This window comes from Pseudooceanicola nanhaiensis (assembly GCF_020171315.1).
In the GTDB taxonomy this organism is placed as follows: domain Bacteria; phylum Pseudomonadota; class Alphaproteobacteria; order Rhodobacterales; family Rhodobacteraceae; genus Pseudooceanicola; species Pseudooceanicola nanhaiensis_A.
In genome coordinates this window covers 114,152-137,476 of sequence record NZ_JAIUZP010000007.1, presented here as the reverse complement: position 1 = coordinate 137,476, position 23,325 = coordinate 114,152, and the positions used below count along the sequence as shown (strand labels likewise).

The window sequence follows — 23,325 nt, the reverse complement described above, 5'->3', positions numbered from 1 at the left end:
CCACCGGCCGGCCCCCGCGCGGGGCCGGTCCATCCCTCTCTCCGTGAAAGATCGCCATGGAACTCTCTCCCAAGACCGCGCGCCAGATGTTCGAAGAGCTGCGCGCAAACCCGGCCCGCAAGCCCTATGGCTTCGGCACGCGCCCGATGCTGGTCAACGTGGACCTGCAATGCGCCTATACCCAGCCGGACACCTATGTCACCGCCTACGAGACCGATCCGAAGCAGGCGGACTACGTGAACCGCCTCGCCGAACTGCACCGCAAGCTGGGGCTGCCCGTGGTCTGGACCTATGTCGCCTTCAACGACATGGGCGATGACTGCGGCGTCTTCGGCACCCGTGGCGACGCGCCGGACGACCTGAAGATGATCAAGATCGGCTCCGAGCGCGCGGCGCTGGACCCGCGCCTGGTGATCGGCAAGGACGATATCGTGCTGAACAAGAAGATGCCCTCGGCCTTCTTCGAGACCCACCTGCAATCGCTGGCGACCTTCCACAAGATCGACACCGTCATCGTCACCGGCGGCTCCACCAGCGGCTGTGTCCGCGCCACGGTGGTGGATGCGCTGTCGCGCTCCTACTTCACCATCGTGCCCGAGGAATGCGTGGCCGACCTGCACGAGAGCCCGCATTTCGCCAACCTCTACGACATGCACAAGAAGTACGCCGATGTCCTGCCCGTCTCCGATGTCTTCGACTGGCTTGAAGGTCTCTGACCTGCCGCAGGTGGACGGGGCCACTCCCGTTCCCGCCCACCTGCGGGGCGCGGTGCTGCTGCTCGGCAATTTCGACGGCATGCACCGCGGTCACCGCGCCCTCTTGCAGGAAGGGCGCGACCTGGCCGGGGGTGCGCCGCTGGCGATCATGTGCGCCGATCCGCACCCCCGCGCCTTTTTCGATCCCGAGCTGCCGCCGATGCGCCTGTCCTGCGCCGCCGCACGCCGCAGGCTCTTTGCCGAGGCCGGGTTCGACTATGTCTTTGCGCCGCGCTTCGATGCCGCCTTTGCCGGGCAGGAGCCTGCGGATTTCGTGCACGACCTGCTGGTGGCCCGGCTGGGGGTCTCGGCGGTGATCTGCGGGGATGATTTCCGCTTCGGCCGCCGTCGGTCCGGGGATGCGGCGCTGCTCGACCGGATGGGGCGCGAGAACGGCTTCGGCCTGCGCGCCGTGGCCGAGGTTCAGGACGCCGGACGGCGCATCTCCTCCAGCTTCATCCGGGCCTTGGTGGCGCGGGGCGACATCGCGGGCGCGGTCCACCTTCTGGGCGGGCCGTGGCTGACGCCGGTGCGGCCCTGGGGACTGGATTGTTTCCGCTTCGAGGACGAGCAGATGTTGCCCCCGGCCGGTGCCTACCACGCCCGGGCGCTGGATGCCGAAGGCCACCTGCTGTCCGAGGGCGAGATCACCCTCGACCACGCACGGCAGGTCCGCGCGGCCCTGCCACGTGACACCCGGTTCCTTTCCTGGACTTGAGGGCGGAGCTCAGCGGCAGCTGAACCCGCCCGCCTTTTTCTCGCAGGACAGCGTTTCGGACCCAGCACCGGCAAGCGCCTTGTAGGCCACGTCCCCGGCACTGTCCCAGACAGCGCCGGCCGCGCCGCAGACCAACCGCTCCACCGCCATCTCATCCCCCACGCTGTTGAGGATCGAAACCGTTCCGCTGGCGGAATCGTAGCGCAACGGGATGTTTACTGCCGCGCCGGGCGCCGCGGGCCCGTATTCATTGAGGTACCAATGCGCCAGCACGGCCCGGCAGGCCATGGGCGCATCCGTCCCGTTGGTGATCGAGAGCGGCGCGGGGCGATAGCCGCCCGCCTTGCCCTCCGCCGCCACCGCGGGAGCCGCCACAAGCGCGAGGCAGAACGCCAGCCGCTTCATGCCGCCACCTGCCGGCCGAACTCGGACGGGTCCCAGTAATCGGTGGTCGAGGCGATCTCGTCCCCCTCGAAGGTAAAGACATGGACGCCGGGCAAGGCGATCTCCTGCCCCTTGGCCTTCATCGGGCCGAGGTCGCGGGTCATGGTGCCGCGCATCACGTAATCCACCAGAACATTGTTTCCCGAATGGATACGCTTCACCTCGTCAAAGCGCAGCCCGTCCAGCATTCCGAAGAAGCCCACCAGCCCCGCCTCCAGCGCATCGCGGCCCTCGCGGGCCTTGCCGCTGGCGGCCTCGACGTGGCGACCGCCGCTGGCATAAAGCGCAGCGGCGGCCCCGGCATCGTGGCTGTTGTAGGCGGCATAGAAGGCATCCACCGTCGCAGCCTTGTCCATCAGTCCATCCCGATCAGCTTGCGGGCGGTCTTCACGTGCTCGCTCCGGTCGTATTCCCCGAAGAGACGCATCCGCAGCAGCGGCGCAGGGGTGGCGTTCACATTCTCGAAGAGCGCGACGCGGCCCGCGTGGGAGGAGGTGGTCAGGTCCCAGATGAAGTTCATCACCCGCTCCTTCTCCATCCCGCTGACCCCGTGACCGGGCAGCAGCTCTTCGAGGTGATGCCCGATCTCGGGGTTTTCGAAGGCCTTCTTGCCGAAGCGCATCACGAGGCCCTGACCGCAAAGCTCCTGCAGGGTGTGGATGATGTTCGGGTAATGCTGGATCGAGTACATCCGCCCTGCCGTCAGCAGCGGGATGTCGGGGGCGAAGACGCCGTTCTCGGTCGGCTTGGCCTGACTTTCGGCCGCCAGCACGAAGGCGCGCAGGGTCTGGGCGTACTGGATGATATCCGCGACCAGCGCCTGCACCGGCTGGATATGCCCGGTGCCAAGGATGTCGAGCACCACCTGCGCGGTCCCGACGAAGAGCTCTGCCTTGACCATCAGGCGGGTCAGGATGTGCCAGTGCGCCCAGTTGCAGGTCTTGCCGTAGTAGCCCACCAGTTCCTCGTCACCGAGGTTGAAGATCCGGTCCTCGGGCACGAAGACGTTGTCGAAGATCACCAGCTGGTCGGCCTCTTCGCCCTTGTGGTTCAGCGGGTGGTCGAAGGGATCGGCCTCGGGGTTGGACAGGCACTCACGCGAGACGAGCTTGAGCCCCTCGGTGGCAATCGGGATGGAGCCCCAGATGCAGGCCTCGGGCGGGGTGCCGCCATAGGCGAGGTTGGTGAAGAAGATCTCGTTGGTCTGCGCCGCGATGGAGCCCACGGATTTCGCGCCCGAGACGCGCACGCCGCCCTTCTCGACCTTGGTGACCCGCAGCAGCGACGCGGCCTGCGCCATGGGCTGCGAGCGGTCGTTCTGGGGCCCGGTGAGGCTTTCGGCACAGGTGATGCCGTTGAGCCGCCCGTATTCCATGTAGCGTTCGATGTTCTCGGCGAAGTCGGGCTTGAGCCCGTCGAAGGTCGAGGATTTCTTCTTGAACGTCGGCAGGTAGGCCCAGAGGCCCATGGCGATCGAGGGGCCCAGATCCGGCGGACGGCCATAGGTGCCCGCGGTCTTCTTGGCCGTGTACTCGATCATCTTGCGGCGGTCGGCCAGCTCTTCCATCGACATGGGCGCCTGCCACGAGCGGGTGACCACGGCGCCGACCTTGGGTTCGAAATAGGTGGTCGCCTCGGCATACTCGGGGTCGAACTGGTCATCGAACATCTCGGCCAGCAGGTCGATCCCCTTGGCGAGGTGCGGCGCGTCGAAGACGCTGTCGAGCAGCTCGCCCTCGTACCAGACCTTGCGGCCATCCTTCAGGGATTCCTTGTATTCGGCGCCGGTGCGGAGCTTCTTTACCGGCTCTGTCTGGGTCATCTTGTTCATAACACACTCCTTGTTGGCTTTTGGGGCCTTGTTGGCTCTTGGGCCTGACTGGCTGTTTGGGCCTCGTTGGACCTTGCGGGGCGGCTTACCGCTGACCCCGGCGATAGGGGGTGCCCAGGGCCGCGGGCAGCCGCGCCTTGCGCCCGAAGGCGATCAGCACGGCCATGACCATGGCGAAGGGCAGCATCTGGATGAAATCGGTGGGTATCTCGACCCCGCCGACCTGCAGCGCGGTGGCGGCAGAGAGGCACAAGCCGAAGAGCAGAGCGCCGCCCATGACCCAGACGGGCCGATGCCGCGCGAGCATGGCCAGCACGATGGCGATGAAGCCGGAGCCGTGGCTCATGGCCGGCACGAAGATGCCCGAGCCGATCTCGGACAGGTAGGCGCCGCCGAGGCCCGCCATGGCGCCCGCGAAGAGCGCACCGGTGGTCCGGGTGCGGGTCACGTCGATGCCCGCCGCATCCAGCGCCTCGGGCTTTTCGCCCGCGGCCGAAAGGTTGAGGCCGAGGAAGGACCCCTTGTAGAGCCACATCAGCACGAAGGGCGCCAGCAGGGCCGCGTAGGTCATCAGGTGATGATCGAAGAGCCCCGGCCCGATGAGCGGGATCTGCGACAGCCCGGGGATGGCCCATTTCTCGGGCGCGGGCAGGCGCGGGTAGGTCCGGGCGAAGTAGACGTTGTGCAGAAGCGCCGTCACCCCCGTCACCCCCAGCGTGATCGCGATGCCCACGATGATCTGGTTGATGCCGAGACGGACGCAGAAGACGACCATGATCATAGCAAGCGCCATGCCCGCGAGGATGCCCGCGGCAAAGCCGCCCCAGATGCCCCAGCCGCCCACGGCGGCGGCAAAGCCCGCATAGGCCCCGCCGAGGATCATCCCCTCGAGCCCGATGTTCAGCACGCCCGCGCGCTCCGACATCTGCTCGCCAAGCCCGGCGAGGATCAGCGGCACCGCCGCCACCACCGCGCCGGACAGCAGCGCGGCAAGGAAGGTTTCCGTGAGAAGACCGCTCATGCCTGCTCCCTCCGGGTCTGGTCGATCCATTCGGCAAGCGCGAGGAACAGCAGCAGGAAGCCGACGAGGACCATGGTGAAACTCTGCGGCACGCCCAGCCGGACGGCGGCCGAGGCCCCGCCGATTGAGAGCACTGAGAAGGCGAAGACGAAGGCGATCATGGCCCAGCCGTTCATCCGGGCGAGGAAGACCAGCGGCACCACGGCAAAGCCGTAGGCGGGGTTCCAGCTGGCCTGCATCTTGCCCAGCACGCCGGTCAGTTCCACCGCGCCGGCAAAGCCGCCGATGGCCCCGGAGAGGCAGAGCACAAGAACGATCATCCGGGGCGCGGGCAGGCCCGCGTGGGTCGCCGCCGCCGGATTGAGCCCGAGAATGCGCAGCTTCAGCCCCGCCGAGGTGCGCGAGATCGCCAGATGCGCGGCGATGGTCACCACCAGCGCGATGACGATGCCGAGGTTGATGTCCGTCCCCGGCAGCAGCGGCAGGCGCTGCTCCACCGGGATCGTGCTGGTCTGCGGCTCCAGGCTGGCGGGGTCCTTCGCCCAGAGCTTGATGATCGCGGCGGCCAGCGAGGTGGCCATGAAGCTCATCATCAGCCCCGAGATCACCTCGTTGATGCCGTGCTTGGCGCGCAGCAGCGCGGGCGGCAGCGCCCAGAGGGCGCCCACGGCAGCCCCGGCCAGCATCGCGAGGAAGAGCGCGGGCACCACCGGCATCACGGCCACCAGCTTGGGCGCGACCACGCCCGCGGTGAGCGTGCCGAGGATGTACTGCCCGTCGATGCCGAGGTTCCAGAGCCCGGCGCGGAAGCTGACGATCAGCGCCGTGCCGAGGATCAGCAGCGGGATCATGTGCACGATGGAGGCTTGCAGCCCCCGGGTGCGCAGCAGCCCGCGTTCGACCACGTAGGTGTAGTAGTTCAGGGGATCGCTGCCGAGCGCCCAGAGAACCAGCGCCCCGGCCAAAAGGGCGGCCAGCACCGGCAGCAGGGCAAAGGCCAGCGGCTTGGCCCAGCCGGGCAGCCGCGGGGCCGCGGCCACGCGGGGGGCCTCCGTCATTTCGCTCATTCTTCGCTCTCCCCGGCCATCATCGCGCCGACGCGCTTGCGGGCGTCAGGTCCGTTGGGCACCACGCCCACCATGCGACCGCGCACCATCACCCCGATCCGGTCCGAGAGGGACAGGATCTCTTCGAGATCGGTGGAGATCAGCACCGTGGCGATGCCGTTGTCCGCGCCGTCCCGGATACGGCGGCGCGTGGTTTCGATGTTCTTGAGGTCCAGCCCGTGGGTGGGCTTGTTGTAGACCACGACCTTGGCCGCGCCCGACAGTTCCCGCGCCAGCAGGACCTTCTGGATGTTGCCGCCCGACAGCTTGCCGATCGGCGTGTGGATCGAGGGGGCCCGCACGTCGAACTCTTCGAAGAGGCTCTCGGCATGGGCGTCGATCAGGGCGTCGCGCTGCACCCCGCCGCGCCAGTAGGGCGGGCGGCCGATCTGCTTGAGCACCATGTTGAGCGAGATCGGCAGCGAGGCCACCGTGCCCTCGCCCAGCCGGTCATCGGTGGCATAGCGCAGGCCCAGCCGGTAGCGTTTCGCCACATCGGCGCGGCCAAGGGCCCGGCCCTCCAGCAGCACGTCGCCCTGACAGGGGATCTGGCCCGCGATGGCCTCGGCCAGCGGGGTCTGCCCGTTGCCGTCCACGCCCGCGACGCCGAAAATCTCGCCTTCCTGCACGTGGAAGGTCACGTCGGAGAAGCCGGTGTCGCCCTTCTGGGACTTGCCCGAGAGGCCCACGACCTCGAAGGCGCGCTCGCCATGGTCGCGCCGGGCGCGGCGCTCGATCTTGGTGTCGCCCTCGACACCTGCGCCGAACATCAGGTCCACGATCCGGGCCCGCGTTGCCTCGGGGGTGAGGGCTGCGACCTCGTCCGCCGACATGGCCCCGGCCACCCGGCCCGAACGCAGCACGGAGACCCGGTTGCCGAATTCCACCGCCTCGGAGAGGTGGTGCGTGATGAAGATGATCGACACGCCCGCGTCGCGCATCCGGCCCATCATCCGGCCCAGTTCGCGCACACCGGCGGGCGACAGCATCGCCGTGGGCTCGTCCAGCACCAGCAGCTTGCCGCCCCGCCAGAGCGCGCGGATGATCTCGACCTGCTGCTGCTCGCCCAGCGACAGTTCCCCCACCACGCGGTCGATGTCGATGTCGATGCCGAAGGCACGGCAGCTTTCGGCGAATTTCTCGCGGATCGCGGCCCGGTCCGGCCGGCGATACCATGGCGCGCCCATCTGAAGGTTCTCGGCCACGGTCAGGGTCGGGACCAGCATCCGGTGCTGGTAGACCGTGCCGATGCCAAGGCTCAGCGCGTGTTTGGGCGAGGTGATCTTCGTCGGCACGCCCTCGATCAGGATGCGCCCCTCGTCCGGTTGCTGGACACCCGCCAGCATGGAAATCAGTGTGGACTTGCCCGCCCCGTTCTCGCCCAGCAGGGCATGGACCTCGCCGGGGTGGAATTCCAGCGTCACCGCATCATTCGCGACGACCCCGGGGAACCGCTTGGTCACGCCCTCCAGCGCGACCAGCGGCTGCGCGGGACCCGTTGCCGGGTCCGCGCGTATTTCCGTCTCGTAGGTCATTCGGCGGAGGCGATGGTTTCGGACATCATCGCGCGGGTGGCGGCGGGTTCGATCACCATCTCCACCTCGATTTCACCCGAGATGATCTTGGCCTTCACGTCTTCCAGTTCGGCCCAGACATCCTCGGGGATGTGGTCGGTCTTCAGCAGACGCTGGCTGCCGTCCTCGAGGTTGAGCGCATAGGAGGCCGTCCCGAAGGTGTCCGCCTCGATGTCCTTCACCATCTGGGTGAAGACCGGGCCCATGTCCCAGAGAACCGACGACAGCAGGTGCCCCTTGTCGATCGAGGACTTGTCGCCGATCACGTCGATGAACCAGACCTTGTCGCCGCCGGGGGTCTTCAGCGTCTCGACCGCCTGGATCATGCCGAAGGACGAGCCGTTGCCCTGGCCGAAGATCACGTCCGCGCCCGAGGCGATGACGCTTTCGGTCACGCGGCGCGCACCGGCCACGTCGGCATAGGCGGCCGGGCCGATGATCGCATAGCGCAGGGTGGTTTCCGGGGCGACGGATTTGACGCCCTGTGCAAAGCCGGCCGACTGGGCGTTCCAGTTCGGGCTTTCGGAGGAGACGACGATGCCGATGGTGCCGGTCTTGGTCATCCGCGCGGCCAGAACACCGGCGAGGAAGGAGCCCTTCTCGCCCGCCAGTTCATACATGCCCACGAGCGGCGGTTCGGAGGTGGCGCCCACGGCGACATGCACGTTCATCTCCTTGGCGACCTCGATGGCTTCGGTCGTGTAGCCGGAGGCATGGGCGATGATCAGGTCCGCACCGTCCTCGGCCAGTTCGCGCAGCGTCGGGCGGACGTTGCCGTAGCCCAGGCCCTGCGCCACGATGATCTCCTTGCCGGTGGCCTCGGCGGCGGCTTCCGCCCCCTCGATCCCCTGCTGGTTCCAGCCGAAGTCGGTGCCCTGTTCGGGCGTCAGAACGGCAATCGTCTTGACCTCTGCGGCCATCGCCCCGGTGGACAGCGCAAGGCCGAGCACCGCGCCGGCCAGGGGCCGGACGCTACGGTTGAAAATCATGGTATACACCCCTGTCGGTTCTGTTTTTTGATCCGGCTTCCGGAGCCCGCAGGCTCAACCGGCCGGTATCAACCAGACTTCAATCAACGCGCGACCAAAGCAATGGTTGAGGCCAACCAAAACCGGCCAGATTGCGATTTTCTCGATCCCGCCGCAGGCTTCGCCCGGGTTTTGTGCGCTCTGTCTTTGCAGGCGCAGAATTGTCCGGTGGAAATTGCTGCGGCATGGCATGCGGTCCGGGGAAAGCTGACTTCGCGATTCGAATTTCGGCCATTCGTGCGTCAACCATGACCATTGGTCGAAATGGTTGTTTGCGCTACACTCCTGTGCTAGTGCCTCGCGCGCTTTAGATCGTTCGCCGGGCCCTGCCTTCGTGCAGACCGGGCGAAGAGAAGGGAATTTTGATGAATAAGCCAGTCGAGAAGCTCGACGTGCCAATTACCGCGGCAGAAGACATCCCCGCCGACCTGACCGGGATCGTCGAGAAGATCGAGGAAATCCGCGCGCAGGAGAAACGCCTCCCGGCCGAGCGCAAGCTCTCGGAGCTGATCGGCGTGAAACGGCACCAGATCCGGCGCGCCCTTGCGGCGATGCGCGACAACGGCGACCTGCCTCAGCCCAAGCGGCGGGCCCGCCGCAGCGGCGCAAGCGACAATGTCTCGGACCTCGTCCACAACACCAACCCGGTGGAAGTGGTTGAGCTGCGCCTGATGATCGAACCGACGCTGGCCCGGCTGGCCGCCCTGCGCGCCACCCCCGCCAAGATCGAGGACATGCGGCAGGCCGTGCGGGACATCGCCAGTGGGCGCAGCTCCGTCGATCTGCACCGGATGATCGCCGATGCCAGCGGCAATGCACTCGCCTCGGAACTCTATGCGCTGCTGCGCCGGATCGACGCCGACGCCAAGCTCAACATGCCGCGCGAACAGGCCGAACCGCTGGATATCGACAAGGACACCAGCGAACACGGTGCCATCGTCGAGGCGATTGCCAGCCGCGCGCCCGATCTTGCGGAAGAGGCCATGCGCAAGCACCTGATGGCGATCCACCGGATCGTCCTGATGGGGCCGCACTGAGGCAGATCACTCCCCCGGCGCGCTTGCCATGCGCCGGCAGATGCGCCGCGCCAGCATCGGGCCGAAGAAGACCACCGCGAAGAGCCGCAGCGTCTGAAGCGTCATGACGAAGGTCACGTCCGCGTGGCTGTTGATCGCGATGATCGCCACGGATTCGATGCTGCCGGGGATCGTCGCCAGCAGCGCCGTCAGCAGCGGCACGTCCAGCAGCCAGGCCAGCACGACGCCCGAGGTGGCGCAGGCCGCCATCAGCCCCAGCGACGCGAGGATCAGCACCGGCAGCGAATGGGCCACGTGCCGGATCAGCGCCGGGGTGAATTTCAGCCCCACGTCGCAGCCGATCAGGAAGAACGCCAGCAACAGCAACCACATGGGCAGCGGCAGTGCGATGCCAAAACCGGCCTTCAGACCGGCGGCCAGCACCATGGGCACCAACGTGTTCGGCGTGGGAAACCACGGCAGGAACCGCTGCACCGGGAAGCCCGCCACCGCCACCAGCAGCGTCAGCAGGACCATCGGCCCGCCAAGGGGATCGGCCGTCGCGCTCACCGACACGGGCGGGCTGTCGAGCAGGATGGCCGAGGCCGCGCCGGTGGTCAGGATCACCACCAGCAGCCGGGTGATCTGCATGAAAGCGACATAGCGGCTGTCGACGCCCTGCTCCTCGGACATGGCGATCATCGCGCCGGCCATGCCGGGCAGGAACCCCCAGATCGCCTCCTCCTCGGGTACCGAGGAGAGCCGCCCGACCAGCAGCCCGGTCAGCACGGCCATGGCCAGCGTCGCCGCGACGAAGACCGCGAACAGCCCGACGTCGCCGCCCATCCGGGTGACGAGGTCGGTGGTGAGATACTGCGCGATCAGGCAACCGGCCACGCCCTGCCCACCCTGATGGAGCGGCTTGGGCACACGGATGGCCCCACCCCGCACGCCCACGAAGGTCGAGGCGATCGCCGGCCCCAGAAGGGCCGCGGCAGGCAGGTGCAGCAGGCGGAAGACCCCCGTCAGAAGGATGGCACCCAGCACGCAGGCGGCCCATTGCAGCAGCTTGCGGCGGCGCAGGTCGCGTGCCTCCTCCCCGGACCAGCCCATCGGGCGTCAGATCTCCGGACGGGCGGGATGGCCCGCCCTGCGCAAAGCATCCTCGATCGCCGCCGCCGCGTGCAGCAGAAGCGCATCCTGACCCGGCCTCGCGACCACCTGCACCGCGACCGGCAGGCCGGTCGGCCCCAGCCCGGCGGGCACGGTGATCGAGGGCGTGCCCAGCAGGGTCCAGCGGATGTTGAACGCCGCATTCCCGGTGGAGCCGAGCCCCGCGGGCGCCTCCCCCGAGGCAGGCGGGGTGATCAGGATCTCCGCCGCGCCGAAGAGGCTGTCGAGATCGGCCAGAGCCGCGTCGCGCGCGGCGCACCCCGCACGGTGGCCCTCTGCCGTCGAGAGCGCCTGACGCGCCATGAACCCGCGCGTGATTTCAGTGACATCCGCGGCCCTCAGGTCACGTTCGACGGCGAGCGAGGCAGAGGCCTCCCAGCCGAAGACCGCATCCTGCGCCGGACCCAGACCGTCCCACCACGCGGGCGTCGCCATGGCGACCGGGGCCGCGAGCAGCGCCGCCACCCGGTCGATCGCCATCTGGCCGCCCGCCTCCAGCGCGGGGCCCTCCTGCTCCGGCAGGAAGAGCGCCACGGCGGGCAGGTCCGGGGTCTCCTCGGGCACGATCCACGACGGCTCCCGTGCGATGACGGCGGCCAGCAGCGCCGCGTCGCGCACGTCGCGCGCCATGGCCCCCACCACGTCGAGGCTTTCGCCCAGCGGTTTCACCCCGGTGCGGTCGATCCGGTTGAGGCTGGCCTTGAACCCGGCCACGCCGCAGAAGCCGGACGGCCGGATGGTGGAGCCCGAGGTCTGCGTGCCGAAACCCACCGAGGCCATCGCCGCACCGAGTGCCGCCGCCGAGCCAGACGACGACCCGCCCGGCGTGTGCCCGGGGTTGAAGGGGTTGCGCGTGGGACCGGGCGACATGGTGGCGAATTCCGTGGTCACCGTCTTGCCAAGCGCCACGGCCCCGGCCATCCGGGCGAGGTGCATGCAGGTGGCGTCGCGCCCGGGTCGAAACCCGGTATAGGCATCGGAGCCGTATGCCGTGGGCATGTCTGCACTGTCGATCACGTCCTTCACCGCCAGCGGCACGCCGGACAGCAAACCGCCCTTGGCCCCCGCATCGACGGCGGCGGCTTCGTCCAGCGCGCGCTTGGGATCTAGGTAGGCAAAGGCCTGCACCTGTGCCTCCAGCACATTGATCCGGTCGAGATAGGCCTCGGTCACGGCCACGGCGGTGACGTCACCCGCATTGACGGCCTTCGCGATGCCGCGGGCGGTCATGGCCCTTGGGTCGAGCGTCATGCCATGGCCTCCGCCCCGGCCCAGACCGACGGGCGGCGCTGCGCCCAGGGGGCGGCGGCCTCCAGTTGCGCGGCGAGCGCGAAGAGCAGACCATCCGCCCCGAAGGCCGCACCGAACTGCACGCCCACGGGCAGGCCCTCGTGCCAGACCAGCGGCACGTTCATCGCCGGGCAACCGGAGGCGTTGAAGACCGCGGTCAGCGGCGCGTGCTGCCAGAAGAGATCGTAGAAGGTATCGAGGTCCTTGCCCGCGCCCGCCAGCTTGCCCAGCTTGGGCGCCAGTTCTGCCGTGGTGGGCGACATGTAGATGTCGAACCCCTCGAAAAAGCCGCCCATGGCGCGGCTGGTGGTGTGCAGCGCCTGCACCGCGCCGAGGTAGTCGCCCCCGCTGATCGTGCGGCCTTCCTGCACCCAAAGCGCGTTCACAGGCTCCAGCAGGGCGTCCGGGTCGGCGATCCTGTTGGCGGCGGCATAGCCGTCGATGCCCCGCGCCACGGAGACGCCCGAGATCACGCGCCATGCCTGCTTCAGCGCGGCGTTGTCATAGGGATCGGAGGTTTCGATCACCTCGTGGCCAAGCGCGCGGCACAGGTCCGCCACCTCCCGCGCCGCGGCCACGCAAACGGGATCGAGCGGGGCCCCGGCGGGGCCTTCCGTCACCAGCCCGATGCGCAGTTTTCCGGGATCGCGGCCCACCTCCTGCGCATAGGGGCGCAGCGGTGCGGGCGCGGCATAGGGATCACCCACGTCCGGGCCGGAGGAGACATCGAGCAGCCGGGCGTTGTCGCGGACTGTGCGCGAGATCGCGTGCGGCGTGGACATGCCCGCGATCCCCTCCGCCGTGGCCGGGCCGACAGGGTTGCGGATGCGCGAGGGCTTGAAGCCGAAGACCCCGCAATGGGCGGAGGGCACCCGGGTGGAGCCTGCCCCGTCCGAGCTTTGCGCCAGCGGCACGACCCCTGCCGCGACAAGCGCGGCCGATCCGCCCGACGACCCGCCGGGCGTACGGGTCAGGTCCCACGGGTTGCAGGCCGGGCCATGCAGGGCGGGTTCGCTGGTGAAACTGAGCGCCAGTTCCGGCGTATTGGTCCGCCCGATGAAGACAAGGCCCGCCTCGCGATAGCGTTTCGCCATCGTGTTGTCGGCCGGGCTGACCACATCCTTGAAGATCGCCGCGCCCGAACTGATCGGCGCGTCCTTCACCGAGACCCCGATGTTCTTGAGCGGCAGCGGCACACCGGCAAAGGCACCGTCGAGCGAGGCGGGCATGACCGGGGCAATATCATGCACCATGGCGTTGAGCTGGCCGTTCACCGCCTTGGCCCGCCGAATCGCCTCGACCACGAAAGTATCCGGCGCGACCCGGCCCGTCCGGACCGCCTCTGCCATGTCGGTTCCATCCATCCGGTCGTAGTCGATGCCGTCCATGTCCGTCTCCTTGCACGCGTCCTCCTCATGGCAACCAGATTGCAACCACGGGCACAACCAAATTCTTTAGGTGGCAATATGGTTGATATTTGGTTGCGCGCGATCTGCCTCGCGATCCGGCAGCCGGCGCCACCGCCGCAGACGCGCGGCCTGCGGCTTCAGAGGGCCCGGGAGGGGAGTGTCAGATAAGCGTGGAGGGGGCGCTGCCCGTCAGGCCGTGCGCCGGTCGCGCGGCCAAGAAGACGGACGGGATGGGGCGAAACCGGGAGGGGGCGGCGGGATGCCCCGCCGCCCCCTCGAAGGCCCGTCTCAGCGCAGGTAATTCAGCGCGCCGAAATCCGTCCCCGTCGGCCCGGCGAGCGATTCCGCGGAATCGTAGAGCAATTCCAATGCGTAATGCGGATTGTGAACGTGGATGCCCTTATCCGCATTCACGAATTTCCAATTGTAGGCCGCCTTGAGCAGCCGCGGGGACCAGCTCTTGTAGGCGACGCTGCGGCCATCTGCGGTATCCGCAAGGCCATCCCCATTCGCGTCCGCGAAGAAATAGGGGTAATGCCCGCCGTCATAGACGATCGCGACGCCCGCGACCTCCTTGGCATAGGCCTCGATCTCCGCCATCAGCTGATCCGAGAGGCTGCGGATATCGGCATGGATGCCCTTCGACAGGTCGCCGCTGCCATCATAGCTCTGCCGCGAGATGCGGATCGCCTGCGGGTCTCCGGTCTGGTGGCAGGTCAGGCAGGTGTCCTGCGCCACTTCGAGGCTGTGCGGATCGTGGCAGGACAGGCAGGTCGCGACCGGCTTGGCGTGCAGGAACCGCCCGGTATAGGTCTTGTCCGGGTAGTGGTAGCCCCCCGCGCCATAGCCCCCCAGCATCGTGACGGCGGCAAGCGCGTAGTGCGGATTGACGAAGCCCAGCTCCGGATCGGGCGTGTCCTCGGCCTTGTCGCCAAGGGCCTTGGTGAGGGTGGCGCCCGCGGCCCGGCCCTGATGGCAGGTCGTGCAGGCGGCGTCCGAGACGATCACCGGATGCACCACGCCGGAGGGCAGGGTGATCTCGGTGATGTCAGAGATGTTCGGATCGTGGCAGGTGGCGCAATCCACGACCGAGCCGGTCGGCACCGGCTCTGCCGGCAGGCCCGGTTCTGACCCGTCGAGGCCGTGGAAGCTGCGGAACCCCGTGCCCGAGTGGCAGGTGGAACAGACCGGCGGGATGCTGCCCTCCTCGTCCCAGTGGCTGAACGCCTCGCCCGAGGCATCGGCATGGCCCGAACGTATCCACGAGGAAATCGCCCGCATGTTCGGGATCTGCACCTTGTCCGGCGAAAACGGCCCGCTGGGGGGCAGCACATAGGTGCCGACAGGCGGTTCTGACGGTCCCGTTTCCTGCGCCGGGGCGAGCGTCGCAAGGGCGATCCCTCCGATGGCAAGGGACAGGGCAAGCAACTTGGAAACCGGGGGGCGACGGAACATGGCAGCTGTCTTTCTTTGAAATCAGCGGGGCGAATTCGGCGGAATACCGCAATGCTTGCATTCGGAATTGCCCAATTCAACTTGCATCTCAGATACCTCTTTTATCTCCGGCAATGCGCCGCCAATGTTGCCCCAATCACGGAGGCGAATGGAATGTCGCGTATCTGGCGAAAAGGATTGAGCATTTCCGTCCCCGGGCCGCAGCCCGGCGGAACCATCGACCGCCAGATCACCGCAGAGGCCAGCCTCGTCATCCCCGCAAGCGGCGATCTTCGCGTCGAGGCGCTGGCGCTGGAGGGCGAAACCGTCGCGCAGGGGCAACCGCTGTTCCGTGACCTGCACAATGCCGGGCTGACGACCTGCGCGCCCATGGCCGGGCGGGTGGCGCGGCTCGACATCGACAGCGCCCGCAGGCTGCGGCAGGTGACGCTGTTTCACGAACCCGGCGCAGGCCGCCACGAATGGCCACCGGTGCCCGTCGATCAGCGCGATCCGCAGAGCCTGACAGAGCACCTGCGCGCGACCGGGCTGTGGCACCTGCTGCGGGCGCGGCCCTTTGGCGGGCTGGCCGATCCGGCCCGTCGACCCGCCGCGATCTTCGTCATGGCGCTCGACACGCGGCCCGGCGCGCCCGATCCCCTGCGCGCGATCGAGGGGCAGGAGGCGGCCTTCGCCTCCGGCCTCGCCGCGCTGATGGCGCTTACAGAGGGGCCGGTCTACCTCTGCCACCGCGCGGGGACGGCGCCCGTGCAGGACGCGGGCCCGCGCCTGCGCCTGCTGCCCGCGGCCCCTGTTCACCCCTGGGGATTGGCCGGGTTCCACATCCACGCCCAGCGCCCCGCAACGCCAGAAGCCCCCGTCTGGGACATCGCCGCCGAGGACGTGGCCGCCATCGGCACGTTGCTCGACACCGGCCTGCTGCCCGAGACGCGGCTCGTTTCGCTGACCGGCACCGGGTTGCGGGACGCACGCCTGCTGCGCTGTCAGCCCTGGGCCGACCTGCGCGGCCTGTGTCAGGGGCATGTGCGGCCGGGGCAGAACACGATCCTCTCCGGCTCCCTGCTGGAGGGCCGCCCTGCCCGCTGGCTCCTCGGGGCCGACCGGCAGGTGACCGTCACGGCGCATCACCCGTCCCACGGGCGCGGGCACTGGTTCCTCTCGGCGCTGAGCCACGCGGCCCGGCCCCTGCCCCTGATCCCCACCGCCGCGCTGGAGCAGAGCATGGGCGGCGCGCTGCCCGCCGTTCCCCTGCTGCGGGCCATCGCCTCGGGCGATGCAGAGACGGCCCGGAAGCTGGGCGCGCTCTCGCTCCTGCCCGAGGACCTTGCCCTTGCGGATTACGTCACCGGGGCCGAGCCGCGGCTCTCTGCGCTCTTCGCCGCCCTGCTGGAGCGGATCGCCGAGGAGGACGCCCCATGAACCGCGGCCTCTGGGATCGTGAGACGGTGGCCGCACTGCTGCTGATCTCGGCCCTGCCGCTGGCCGTGACGTGGCTGGCGCTGGACGGGCCCTTCGGCCTGCTGCGGCTGGCGGTCTTCCTCGTGGTGGCGGGTGTCTGGCACCTCGTCTGGATGCTGGCCCGAGCGCAACCGCCCTCGCTGGCCGGGGCCCTGACGGCGCTGGCGCTGGCCGTGCTGGCCCCCGAGGACCTCGGGCCGGTGGCGCTGCTGCTCTCGACAACCTTCGGCGTGGTCGCGGCGGAACTGACCTTCGGCGGCTGGGGCCGCAACGTGCTGAACCCCGCCACGGTGACGCTGGCCTTCATGGGCTTCGGCTTCCCGGCAGCCCCCTGGCCCGACCTCGCGATACAGGTGGGCTGGGCCTCCTGGGCGATGCTGGCCATGGGGCTGGCCCTTGGGGTGCTGCCCGGGCCGGTGGTCCTGGGCGCGCTCGGCACGCTGGGCCTCGCTGCCCTCACGGGGGCGCCCGTCTGGGCTGCGATGCCCGCCGTCTGTGCCGGGCTGGCGCTGCTGGTGGCAGACCCGGTGGCCAGCGCGACCACGCCGCTAGGCCGCTGGCTGAACGGGGCGCTCTACGGCGGGCTCTGCACGCTCTTCCTCGCCTTCTGGCAGGATGCAGCGCCGGTGCAGATCGCGGTCTCTTCCGCGCTGCTCGCCTCCCTCGCGGCGCCGCTTTTCGACGAGATATCCATCGCCCTCTGGCTGCGGAGACGGAACAGACGACATGGCTGACCAGACCCCGACAAACCCGTGGAAACGCCTGCTGGCCCTGCCGAACGAAAGCCGGGGCAAGACGCTCTTCGTAGCCTTCGCCACGGCGCTGGTCTGCACGCTGCTGGTGAGCGGGGCCACCGTTCTGCTGCGCCCGATCCAGACCGCCAACCGCGCGGCAGAGACGCAGCTTCGGCTGGAGGCGCTGCTCTCTGCCATTCCCGGCATGACCGCCCTGCTGAGCAGCAGCGACAGCGCGCAGCTCTCCACCGTGGTGATCGACTTGGCCCAGGGCCGCGCCGCGCAGGAGATCACGCCCGAGACGCTGGAGACGGCGCTGCTCGACACGGCGAACTGGACCGCGCTCAGCCCGGAACTGGACCTTGCCGGGATCGGCACGCGGCCCGACTACGCGCAGGTCTACCTGCTGCGCGACGGCGAGGCGGTGAAACTGATGGTGCTGCCGATCGCGGGCGCGGGCTACAACGGCCCGATCGAGGCGATGATCGCCATCAACGGCGACATGGAGAGCATCGCGGGCCTGACCGTCACCGGCCAGTCCGAGACCCCAGGCCTTGGCGCCCGGATCGAGGAACCCGCCTGGCAGCAGGGCTTTGCCGGTACCAAGTTCCGTGACGAGCGGGGCGAGATGCGCTTTGCCGTTGCCCGTGGCCCGGCCACGACCGACTACGAGGTCGACGGCATCACCGGTGCCACGCGGACCAGCACGGCCATGACCCGCATGGTGCGGTTCTGGCTGGGGCCGCAGGGGTACGGGCCGCTGATCGACGCCGTGAAACGGGGAGAGTTCTGATGCCCCCGCGCCCGTCGCTCCTGCGCACGTTCAAGGGCCCGCTGGTCGAGGGCAACCCGGTGACCGTGCAGATCCTCGGCATCTGTTCGGCGCTTGCGGTGACGACCTCGCTCGACACGGCCGTAACCATGGCGGTGTCGCTGACGGTGGTGCTGGTGCTCTCTGCCGCGGTGGTCAGCCTGATCCGCCGCCATATCCCCAACGCGATCCGGCTGATCGTGCAGATCGCCATCGTGGCCTCCATGGTCATCGTGATCGACCAGATCCTGCAGGCGTGGTTCTTCGAGATCTCGCTCAGGCTCTCGGTCTTCGTCGGGCTGATCACCACGAACTGCATCGTTCTGGGACGGACCGAGAGCTTTGCCCGCCAGAACCCGCCCCTGCCCGCGATGATCGACGCGCTTGGCAACGGGCTGGGCTATTCCGCCGTGCTGATCGTCATCGGGGCAATCCGCGAACTCTTCGGGGCCGGTACGCTCTTCGGCCTGACGGTGCTGCCGCTGGCAGAGGAGGGCGGCTGGTTCACGCCGCTCAACCTGATGCGGCTGGCGCCCTCTGCCTTCTTCCTGCTGGCAGGCCTCGTCTGGGCGCTGCGCAGCGTCCTGCCCGATCAGGCCGAACCGCCCGAGACGATCCCCCCCGACGTGCCGGAGGGCCGCTGATGCAGGACCTCGCCACGCTCTTCGTCCGGGCCATGTTCGTCGAGAACATGCCGCTGACCTTCTTTCTGGGGCTCTGCACCTTCCTTGCCCTCTCCCGGCGGCTGGAAAGCGCCATCGGCCTCGGCCTTGCCATGATCGGCGTGATGGGGATCACGGTGCCGCTGAACCAGCTGATCTATACCGCCGTGCTGGCCCCCGGCGCATGGAGCTGGGCCGGGCTGCCGGAGATCGACCTCTCCTACCTCAACCTGATCGCCTTCATCGGACTGATCGCGGGCACCGTTCAGATGCTGGAGATGTTGCTGGAACGCTTCGCCCCCTCGGTGCACGCCAGCCTCGGGGTCTTCCTGCCGCTGCTGACGGTGCAATGCGCGATCCTTGGCGGGTCGCTTTTCATGGTGGAACGTCGCTACGACACGGTCGAGGCGCTGGTCTTCGGCCTTGGCAGCGGGGCGGGTTTTGCCATCGCCGTCGCCATGCTGGCCGCCGTGCGGACGCGGCTGGCCTATGCCGATCTGCCCGCGGGCCTGCGCGGCCTCGGGATCACCTTCCTGCTGGCCGGGATGATGTCGCTGGGCTTTGCCTCCTTCTCGCAGATGGGGGCCCCATGATCGAGATCGCCCTCGGCACGCTGATCATCCTCGGGCTCCTGCTGGCGCTGACCATGGCGCTGCTTGTCGCCCGCGAGCGCCTGCTGCCGCAGAGCGCGGCCACGATCACCCTCAACGGCACGCAGGAGATCGAGGCCAAGACCGGCGAGACGCTGCTTTCCTGCCTGCAGGGCGCGGGGTTCGCCATACCGGCGGGCTGCGGTGGCAAGGGCACCTGCGGGCTCTGCCGGGTGACCGCCACCGGCGCGGGCGCGGGACAGGCCTTGGCGGCCGAGCGCGGGCTGCTTTCAGCCAAGGACCGCAAGGCGGGGATGCGCCTCGCCTGTCAGGTGACGGTGAAGGGCCCGGTCTCGGTCGAGGTGGCGCCCGACCTGCTGTCGGCCGAGACGATGCAGGCCACGGTGCGCTCCAACCGGATGCTGGCCCCGCTGATCCGCGAACTGGTCCTCGACCTGCCAGAGGGCCAACAGATGGACTTCCACGCAGGCTACTTCATGCAGCTCACGGCGCCCGCCTACCGGCTGGCGTTCCGGGACATCGAGGTGCCCGACCGATTTGCCGAGACATGGGAGGATGCGGGCTGGCGTGCGCTGTCATCCCGCTCTGCCGCGCCCGTGACGCGCGCCTATTCCATCGCCTCCCGCCCCGAAGACGTGGGCCGCGCGGTCTTCAACATCCGCCTCGCCGTGCCGCCCGCCGGCGCAGAGGACACGATCCCGCCGGGCGTCGTCTCCTCCCACCTCTTCTCGCTGAAACCGGGCGATCCGCTGGCGATCTCCGGCCCCTTCGGCGAGTTCCGGGTGCAGGACACCGAGGCCGAGATGATCCTGATCGGCGGCGGTGTCGGCATGGCCCCGCTGCGAGCGATGATCCACGAACAGGTGGGCCGCGGCACGCAGCGCAAGATGCGCTACTTCTACGGCGCCCGCTCTGCCATCGACCTGTTCTATACCGAGGAATTCGATGCCATCGCGGCGGAGCATCCCAATTTCCGCTGGACGCCCGCCCTGTCCGACCCCGCCCCCGGCGATCGCTGGACCGGGGCCACCGGTTTCATCCATGAACGGGTGGCAGATGCGCTGCGCGATCATCCCGCGCCCAATGCCTGCGAATATTACCTCTGCGGCCCGCCGATGATGATCTCTGCGGTGATCGCGACGCTGACCCGCTTCGGGGTGGAGCGTCACCGGATCTACAACGATGATTTCGGAGCCTGACAGGATGCCTGACCGGATCACCCCCCGCCTCTTGCCACGGGCCGACCGCCGCGCGGTGACACGATGATCGAGGTCCTGCTCGCCCTCACCGTCATCGCGCTTGCCTGCCTCGGCCTTGGCCTCGGGTACCTCGTGAAGGGGCGTGGCCTGCAAACCTCCTGCGAGGCGACGGCCTGCCTCGGCAAGGGGATGTGCCCCACCTGTCCGCGCCGCCTTGCCCGGGAGGGAAACGATGGCTGAGATCTCGATCCGCCGCTTCACGCGCGACTCGCCCCTGACCCTCGCCCCGGACCTGCCGATGCGGGAGGCCGTGGTGCAACTGGTCGAGACCGGCTGTTCCGCCGCGCCGGTGCTGGACCGGGACGGGGCGATCCTCGGGATCCTGTCGCAGAAGGACTGTTTCAAGGCAGCGCTGAGCGCGGCCTATTACCAACGCTGGTCCGACACCGTGGCAGACCACATGACCCGCGCGGTCGAATCGCTGGACGCGGACACGGATATCGTCGCCGCGGCGGAACGATTCCTCGCAGAGCCCTATCGCAGCTATCCCGTCACCAGCGAAGGCGCCCTTGTCGGGATGCTCAGCCGGGCGGACCTGCTGGCGGCCTTCCTCGCCCAGGGCTGACACGGGACCGCACAAACAAAAAGCGCCGGAACCCGAAGGTTCCGGCGTGCTTTTTACCCAACTAAGTCAGGGTGGTAGTGGTGAGCCGTGCAGGATTCGAACCTGCGACCCACTGATTAAAAGTCAGTTGCTCTACCAACTGAGCTAACGGCCCACTGGAGGCGTCCTCTAAGGGTACCAGCGGATGGGGTCAACCCGATTCAGAGATTTTCTTTCGGAATTTCTCCGCGACCCTACGGAACCCTCGGTCCGCCATCCTAAGCGACGCTTTGCAACAGCACGATGAAGGACTATATCGCGCCCATGACAGACAGCGCCCCCTCCAGCCAGACCTTCATGAAAATGCACGGTCTCGGAAATGACTTCGTGATCATCGACTCACGGGGGCGGTCTGCCGTGACTACGCCGGGGCTGGCCCGCGCGCTCGGCGATCGTCACCGCGGCGTCGGCTTCGACCAGCTGGCCGAGATCCGCGATGGCGAGGGCACGGACATCTCTCTCGACTTCTGGAACTCGGACGGCAGCCGCGCCGGGGCCTGTGGCAATGCCACCCGCTGCGTCGCCGCCCATGTCATGGGCGAGACCGGCAGCACCTCGCTGACCATCCGCACCGCCCGGGGCGCGCTTTCGGCCCGGATCGACGAGGGCATGGTCTCGGTCAACATGGGCCAGCCGCAGTTCGCATGGGACGAGATCCCGCTTTCGCGCGACGTGGACCACCGCCACCTGCCGCTGGAGGGCGATCCCGTCGCCGTCGGCATGGGCAACCCGCATTGCGTCTTCTTCGTCCCCGATGCCGAGGCCGTGCCGCTGACCGACTGGGGCCCGAAGGTGGAACATGATCCGCTCTTCCCCGAGGCCACCAACGTCGAATTCGCCGAGGTCCGCGCCCGTGACGAGATCCGCATGCGGGTCTGGGAACGCGGCACCGGCGTGACGCTGGCCTGCGGCTCGGGCGCCTGTGCCACCGCCGTGGCCGCGCATCTGCGCGGGCTGACCGACCGCCGCGTGCGGATGGAACTCGACGGCGGCTGGCTGGTGCTCGACTGGCGCGAGGATGGCGTCTGGATGACCGGGCCCACCGCCCATGTCTTCACCGCCGCCCTGACGCCCGCCTTCCTGGACGCCCTCTGATGACCGCGCAGCCCCCCATCTTCGCGACGCTCGGCTGTCGCCTCAACGCCTATGAGACCGAGGCGATGAAGGAGCTTGCCGCGCAGGCGGGCGTGGGCAATGCCGTGGTCGTCAACACCTGCGCCGTCACCGCCGAGGCCGTCCGCAAGGCCCGGCAGGAGATCCGCAAGCTGCGCCGCGAGAATCCCGATGCCAAGCTGATCGTCACCGGCTGTGCCGCCCAGACCGAGCCCGAGACCTTCGCCTCCATGGAGGAGGTCGACGTGGTCATGGGCAACACCGAGAAGATGCAGCCCGACAGCTGGAAGCAGATGGTCCCCGACCTGATCGGCCAGACCGAGCGGGTGCAGGTCGACGACATTATGTCGGTGACCGAGACCGCGGGCCACCTGATCGACGGCTTCGGCACCCGGTCGCGGGCCTATGTGCAGGTCCAGAACGGCTGTGACCACCGCTGCACCTTCTGCATCATCCCCTTCGGCCGCGGCAATTCGCGCTCGGTCCCGGCGGGTGTCGTGGTGGACCAGATCAAGCGGCTGGTGCAGGCGGGCTACAACGAGGTCGTGCTGACCGGGGTCGACCTGACCTCCTGGGGGGCCGACCTGCCGGCCACGCCGCGTCTCGGCGATCTGGTGATGCGCATCCTGCGGCTGACCGATGTGCCCCGGCTGCGGATCTCCTCGATCGATTCGATCGAGGCCGATGACGCGCTGATGCAGGCCATCGCGACCGAGCCGCGCCTGATGCCGCACCTGCACCTGAGCCTGCAGGCGGGTGACGACATGATCCTCAAGCGGATGAAGCGCCGCCACCTGCGCGACGATGCGATCCGCTTCTGCGAGGAGGCTCGGCGGCTGCGCCCGGACATGACCTTCGGCGCCGATATCATCGCGGGCTTCCCGACCGAGACCGAGGAGATGTTCGTCAACTCGCTGAAGCTGGTGGAGGACTGCGACCTGACCTGGCTGCATGTCTTCCCCTATTCCAAGCGCGAGGGCACGCCCGCCGCGAAGATCCCTCGGCAGGTGAACGGCAAGGTGATCAAGGAGCGCGCCGCCCGTCTGCGCGCCGCTGGCGACGCCGCCGTGGCGCGCCACCTCGCCGCGCAGGTGGGCCGCTCGCACGCGGTGCTGATGGAGAGCCCACACATGGGCCGCACGGCGCAGTTCACCGAGGTGAGCTTTGCCGCGCCGCAGGTCGAAGGCGCAATCGTGCCCGCGGTGATCACGGGCGTTTCGGGGATTCAGCTGACCGCGTGAGGCACAGGCTCC

Annotated in this window: 24 protein-coding genes and 1 tRNA gene; 13 read left to right on the top strand and 12 right to left on the bottom strand. The window is 68.6% G+C overall.

Going from position 1 to position 23,325, the window contains the following annotated elements; translation table 11 throughout:
- The first annotated feature begins 56 nt into the window (after positions 1-56).
- Together LCM32_RS13045 and LCM32_RS13040 are read left to right on the top strand one after the other, a co-directional pair.
- A complete protein-coding gene (locus LCM32_RS13045; RefSeq protein ID WP_224821517.1) occupies positions 57-716 on the top strand; it encodes an isochorismatase family protein in 660 nt (219 codons plus the stop codon).
- On the top strand, positions 688-1,473 hold the full coding sequence (locus LCM32_RS13040; protein ID WP_224821516.1) for a hypothetical protein: 786 nt from the start codon (positions 688-690) through the stop codon (positions 1,471-1,473). Before LCM32_RS13045 ends, LCM32_RS13040 begins: the two co-directional genes overlap by 29 nt.
- A 9-nt stretch (positions 1,474-1,482) precedes the next feature.
- Here LCM32_RS13040 and LCM32_RS13035 read toward each other — a convergent pair whose 3' ends face one another.
- The 7 genes from LCM32_RS13035 to LCM32_RS13005 form a co-directional block, all read right to left on the bottom strand.
- Complete coding sequence (locus LCM32_RS13035) at positions 1,483-1,878, bottom strand: hypothetical protein (protein WP_224821515.1); 396 nt, start codon at positions 1,876-1,878, stop codon at positions 1,483-1,485.
- Positions 1,875-2,273: a nuclear transport factor 2 family protein gene (locus LCM32_RS13030; RefSeq protein ID WP_224821514.1), complete on the bottom strand. Its 399-nt coding sequence runs from the start codon at positions 2,271-2,273 to the stop codon at positions 1,875-1,877. The genes LCM32_RS13035 and LCM32_RS13030 overlap by 4 nt, the downstream gene beginning before the upstream one ends.
- Positions 2,273-3,748: a 4-hydroxyphenylacetate 3-hydroxylase N-terminal domain-containing protein gene (locus LCM32_RS13025; RefSeq protein ID WP_224821513.1), complete on the bottom strand. Its 1,476-nt coding sequence runs from the start codon at positions 3,746-3,748 to the stop codon at positions 2,273-2,275. The genes LCM32_RS13030 and LCM32_RS13025 overlap by 1 nt, the downstream gene beginning before the upstream one ends.
- A gap of 85 nt (positions 3,749-3,833) precedes the next feature.
- Positions 3,834-4,769 (bottom strand): ABC transporter permease, encoded by a 936-nt coding sequence (locus tag LCM32_RS13020; RefSeq protein ID WP_224821512.1) that lies wholly within the window; start codon positions 4,767-4,769, stop codon positions 3,834-3,836.
- A complete protein-coding gene (locus LCM32_RS13015) occupies positions 4,766-5,836 on the bottom strand; it encodes a putative B6 ABC transporter permease subunit 2 (protein ID WP_224821511.1) in 1,071 nt (356 codons plus the stop codon). The genes LCM32_RS13020 and LCM32_RS13015 overlap by 4 nt, the downstream gene beginning before the upstream one ends.
- On the bottom strand, positions 5,833-7,410 hold the full coding sequence (locus tag LCM32_RS13010) for a putative B6 ABC transporter ATP-binding protein (protein WP_224821510.1): 1,578 nt from the start codon (positions 7,408-7,410) through the stop codon (positions 5,833-5,835). The genes LCM32_RS13015 and LCM32_RS13010 overlap by 4 nt, the downstream gene beginning before the upstream one ends.
- On the bottom strand, positions 7,407-8,438 hold the full coding sequence (locus LCM32_RS13005) for a putative B6 ABC transporter substrate-binding protein (protein WP_224821509.1): 1,032 nt from the start codon (positions 8,436-8,438) through the stop codon (positions 7,407-7,409). Before LCM32_RS13005 ends, LCM32_RS13010 begins: the two co-directional genes overlap by 4 nt.
- A 404-nt stretch (positions 8,439-8,842) precedes the next feature.
- On the opposite strand from LCM32_RS13005, the gene LCM32_RS13000 reads away from it, so the two are divergent.
- Positions 8,843-9,514, top strand: a complete 672-nt coding sequence (locus LCM32_RS13000) for a FadR/GntR family transcriptional regulator (protein WP_224821508.1) — start codon at positions 8,843-8,845, stop codon at positions 9,512-9,514.
- A 6-nt stretch (positions 9,515-9,520) separates the two neighbouring features.
- Here the strand turns inward: LCM32_RS13000 and LCM32_RS12995 are convergent, their stop codons facing one another.
- From LCM32_RS12995 to LCM32_RS12980, 4 genes are all read right to left on the bottom strand, one after another.
- Complete coding sequence (locus LCM32_RS12995; RefSeq protein WP_224821507.1) at positions 9,521-10,606, bottom strand: AbrB family transcriptional regulator; 1,086 nt, start codon at positions 10,604-10,606, stop codon at positions 9,521-9,523.
- Positions 10,607-10,612: 6 nt separating this feature from the next.
- Positions 10,613-11,917 (bottom strand): amidase, encoded by a 1,305-nt coding sequence (locus LCM32_RS12990; RefSeq protein ID WP_224821506.1) that lies wholly within the window; start codon positions 11,915-11,917, stop codon positions 10,613-10,615.
- Positions 11,914-13,344, bottom strand: coding sequence for an amidase (locus tag LCM32_RS12985; RefSeq protein ID WP_224821505.1), 1,431 nt, complete (start codon positions 13,342-13,344; stop codon positions 11,914-11,916). Before LCM32_RS12985 ends, LCM32_RS12990 begins: the two co-directional genes overlap by 4 nt.
- Before the next feature lie 309 nt (positions 13,345-13,653).
- Positions 13,654-14,820 (bottom strand): ammonia-forming cytochrome c nitrite reductase subunit c552, encoded by a 1,167-nt coding sequence (locus LCM32_RS12980; RefSeq protein ID WP_224821504.1) that lies wholly within the window; start codon positions 14,818-14,820, stop codon positions 13,654-13,656.
- 177 nt (positions 14,821-14,997) lie between these two features.
- Between LCM32_RS12980 and LCM32_RS12975 the strand changes: the two genes are divergently transcribed.
- From LCM32_RS12975 to LCM32_RS12940, 8 genes are all read left to right on the top strand, one after another.
- Complete coding sequence (locus LCM32_RS12975; RefSeq protein ID WP_263618180.1) at positions 14,998-16,239, top strand: Na(+)-translocating NADH-quinone reductase subunit A; 1,242 nt, start codon at positions 14,998-15,000, stop codon at positions 16,237-16,239.
- The gene (locus tag LCM32_RS12970) at positions 16,236-17,012 is read left to right on the top strand and encodes an RnfABCDGE type electron transport complex subunit D (RefSeq protein WP_224821502.1); all 777 of its coding nucleotides are present in this window, start codon (positions 16,236-16,238) and stop codon (positions 17,010-17,012) included. Before LCM32_RS12975 ends, LCM32_RS12970 begins: the two co-directional genes overlap by 4 nt.
- Positions 17,005-17,805 (top strand): FMN-binding protein, encoded by an 801-nt coding sequence (locus tag LCM32_RS12965; RefSeq protein ID WP_224821501.1) that lies wholly within the window; start codon positions 17,005-17,007, stop codon positions 17,803-17,805. The genes LCM32_RS12970 and LCM32_RS12965 overlap by 8 nt, the downstream gene beginning before the upstream one ends.
- On the top strand, positions 17,805-18,467 hold the full coding sequence (locus LCM32_RS12960) for an NADH:ubiquinone reductase (Na(+)-transporting) subunit D (protein ID WP_224821500.1): 663 nt from the start codon (positions 17,805-17,807) through the stop codon (positions 18,465-18,467). The genes LCM32_RS12965 and LCM32_RS12960 overlap by 1 nt, the downstream gene beginning before the upstream one ends.
- Positions 18,467-19,078: an NADH:ubiquinone reductase (Na(+)-transporting) subunit E gene (gene nqrE / locus LCM32_RS12955; protein WP_224821499.1), complete on the top strand. Its 612-nt coding sequence runs from the start codon at positions 18,467-18,469 to the stop codon at positions 19,076-19,078. The genes LCM32_RS12960 and nqrE overlap by 1 nt, the downstream gene beginning before the upstream one ends.
- A complete protein-coding gene (gene nqrF, locus LCM32_RS12950) occupies positions 19,075-20,295 on the top strand; it encodes an NADH:ubiquinone reductase (Na(+)-transporting) subunit F (protein WP_224821498.1) in 1,221 nt (406 codons plus the stop codon). The genes nqrE and nqrF overlap by 4 nt, the downstream gene beginning before the upstream one ends.
- Before the next feature lie 63 nt (positions 20,296-20,358).
- On the top strand, positions 20,359-20,535 hold the full coding sequence (locus LCM32_RS12945; protein WP_224821497.1) for a hypothetical protein: 177 nt from the start codon (positions 20,359-20,361) through the stop codon (positions 20,533-20,535).
- Positions 20,528-20,920, top strand: coding sequence for a CBS domain-containing protein (locus LCM32_RS12940; RefSeq protein WP_224821496.1), 393 nt, complete (start codon positions 20,528-20,530; stop codon positions 20,918-20,920). Before LCM32_RS12945 ends, LCM32_RS12940 begins: the two co-directional genes overlap by 8 nt.
- Positions 20,921-20,998: 78 nt before the next feature.
- Here the strand turns inward: LCM32_RS12940 and LCM32_RS12935 are convergent.
- Positions 20,999-21,074, bottom strand: a tRNA-Lys gene (locus tag LCM32_RS12935).
- Positions 21,075-21,202: 128 nt separating this feature from the next.
- Between LCM32_RS12935 and dapF the strand changes: the two genes are divergently transcribed.
- Complete coding sequence (gene dapF, locus LCM32_RS12930) at positions 21,203-22,054, top strand: diaminopimelate epimerase (RefSeq protein ID WP_224821495.1); 852 nt, start codon at positions 21,203-21,205, stop codon at positions 22,052-22,054.
- Positions 22,054-23,313: a tRNA (N(6)-L-threonylcarbamoyladenosine(37)-C(2))-methylthiotransferase MtaB gene (gene mtaB / locus LCM32_RS12925; RefSeq protein ID WP_224821494.1), complete on the top strand. Its 1,260-nt coding sequence runs from the start codon at positions 22,054-22,056 to the stop codon at positions 23,311-23,313. The genes dapF and mtaB overlap by 1 nt, the downstream gene beginning before the upstream one ends.
- Positions 23,314-23,325: the final 12 nt, after the last annotated feature.

Excerpts from the sequence above, each read along its gene's own strand:
- LCM32_RS13035 (WP_224821515.1), bottom strand. The coding sequence starts at position 1,878 with ATGAAGCGGCTGGCGTTCTGCCTCGCGCTTGTGGCGGCTCCCGCGGTG.
- LCM32_RS12980 (WP_224821504.1), bottom strand. The coding sequence starts at position 14,820 with ATGTTCCGTCGCCCCCCGGTTTCCAAGTTGCTTGCCCTGTCCCTTGCC.
- nqrF (WP_224821498.1), top strand. The coding sequence starts at position 19,075 with ATGATCGAGATCGCCCTCGGCACGCTGATCATCCTCGGGCTCCTGCTG.
- LCM32_RS12965 (WP_224821501.1), top strand. The coding sequence starts at position 17,005 with ATGGCTGACCAGACCCCGACAAACCCGTGGAAACGCCTGCTGGCCCTG.
- mtaB (WP_224821494.1), top strand. The coding sequence starts at position 22,054 with ATGACCGCGCAGCCCCCCATCTTCGCGACGCTCGGCTGTCGCCTCAAC.
- LCM32_RS12960 (WP_224821500.1), top strand. The coding sequence starts at position 17,805 with ATGCCCCCGCGCCCGTCGCTCCTGCGCACGTTCAAGGGCCCGCTGGTC.
- LCM32_RS13025 (WP_224821513.1), bottom strand. The coding sequence starts at position 3,748 with ATGAACAAGATGACCCAGACAGAGCCGGTAAAGAAGCTCCGCACCGGC.
- LCM32_RS13040 (WP_224821516.1), top strand. The coding sequence starts at position 688 with ATGTCTTCGACTGGCTTGAAGGTCTCTGACCTGCCGCAGGTGGACGGG.
- LCM32_RS12945 (WP_224821497.1), top strand. The coding sequence starts at position 20,359 with ATGATCGAGGTCCTGCTCGCCCTCACCGTCATCGCGCTTGCCTGCCTC.
- nqrE (WP_224821499.1), top strand. The coding sequence starts at position 18,467 with ATGCAGGACCTCGCCACGCTCTTCGTCCGGGCCATGTTCGTCGAGAAC.
- LCM32_RS12990 (WP_224821506.1), bottom strand. The coding sequence starts at position 11,917 with ATGACGCTCGACCCAAGGGCCATGACCGCCCGCGGCATCGCGAAGGCC.
- LCM32_RS13005 (WP_224821509.1), bottom strand. The coding sequence starts at position 8,438 with ATGATTTTCAACCGTAGCGTCCGGCCCCTGGCCGGCGCGGTGCTCGGC.
- LCM32_RS12985 (WP_224821505.1), bottom strand. The coding sequence starts at position 13,344 with ATGGACGGCATCGACTACGACCGGATGGATGGAACCGACATGGCAGAG.
- LCM32_RS13015 (WP_224821511.1), bottom strand. The coding sequence starts at position 5,836 with ATGAGCGAAATGACGGAGGCCCCCCGCGTGGCCGCGGCCCCGCGGCTG.
- LCM32_RS13010 (WP_224821510.1), bottom strand. The coding sequence starts at position 7,410 with ATGACCTACGAGACGGAAATACGCGCGGACCCGGCAACGGGTCCCGCG.
- dapF (WP_224821495.1), top strand. The coding sequence starts at position 21,203 with ATGAAGGACTATATCGCGCCCATGACAGACAGCGCCCCCTCCAGCCAG.
- LCM32_RS12970 (WP_224821502.1), top strand. The coding sequence starts at position 16,236 with ATGAACCGCGGCCTCTGGGATCGTGAGACGGTGGCCGCACTGCTGCTG.
- LCM32_RS13000 (WP_224821508.1), top strand. The coding sequence starts at position 8,843 with ATGAATAAGCCAGTCGAGAAGCTCGACGTGCCAATTACCGCGGCAGAA.
- LCM32_RS13045 (WP_224821517.1), top strand. The coding sequence starts at position 57 with ATGGAACTCTCTCCCAAGACCGCGCGCCAGATGTTCGAAGAGCTGCGC.
- LCM32_RS13030 (WP_224821514.1), bottom strand. The coding sequence starts at position 2,273 with ATGGACAAGGCTGCGACGGTGGATGCCTTCTATGCCGCCTACAACAGC.
- LCM32_RS12940 (WP_224821496.1), top strand. The coding sequence starts at position 20,528 with ATGGCTGAGATCTCGATCCGCCGCTTCACGCGCGACTCGCCCCTGACC.
- LCM32_RS13020 (WP_224821512.1), bottom strand. The coding sequence starts at position 4,769 with ATGAGCGGTCTTCTCACGGAAACCTTCCTTGCCGCGCTGCTGTCCGGC.
- LCM32_RS12995 (WP_224821507.1), bottom strand. The coding sequence starts at position 10,606 with ATGGGCTGGTCCGGGGAGGAGGCACGCGACCTGCGCCGCCGCAAGCTG.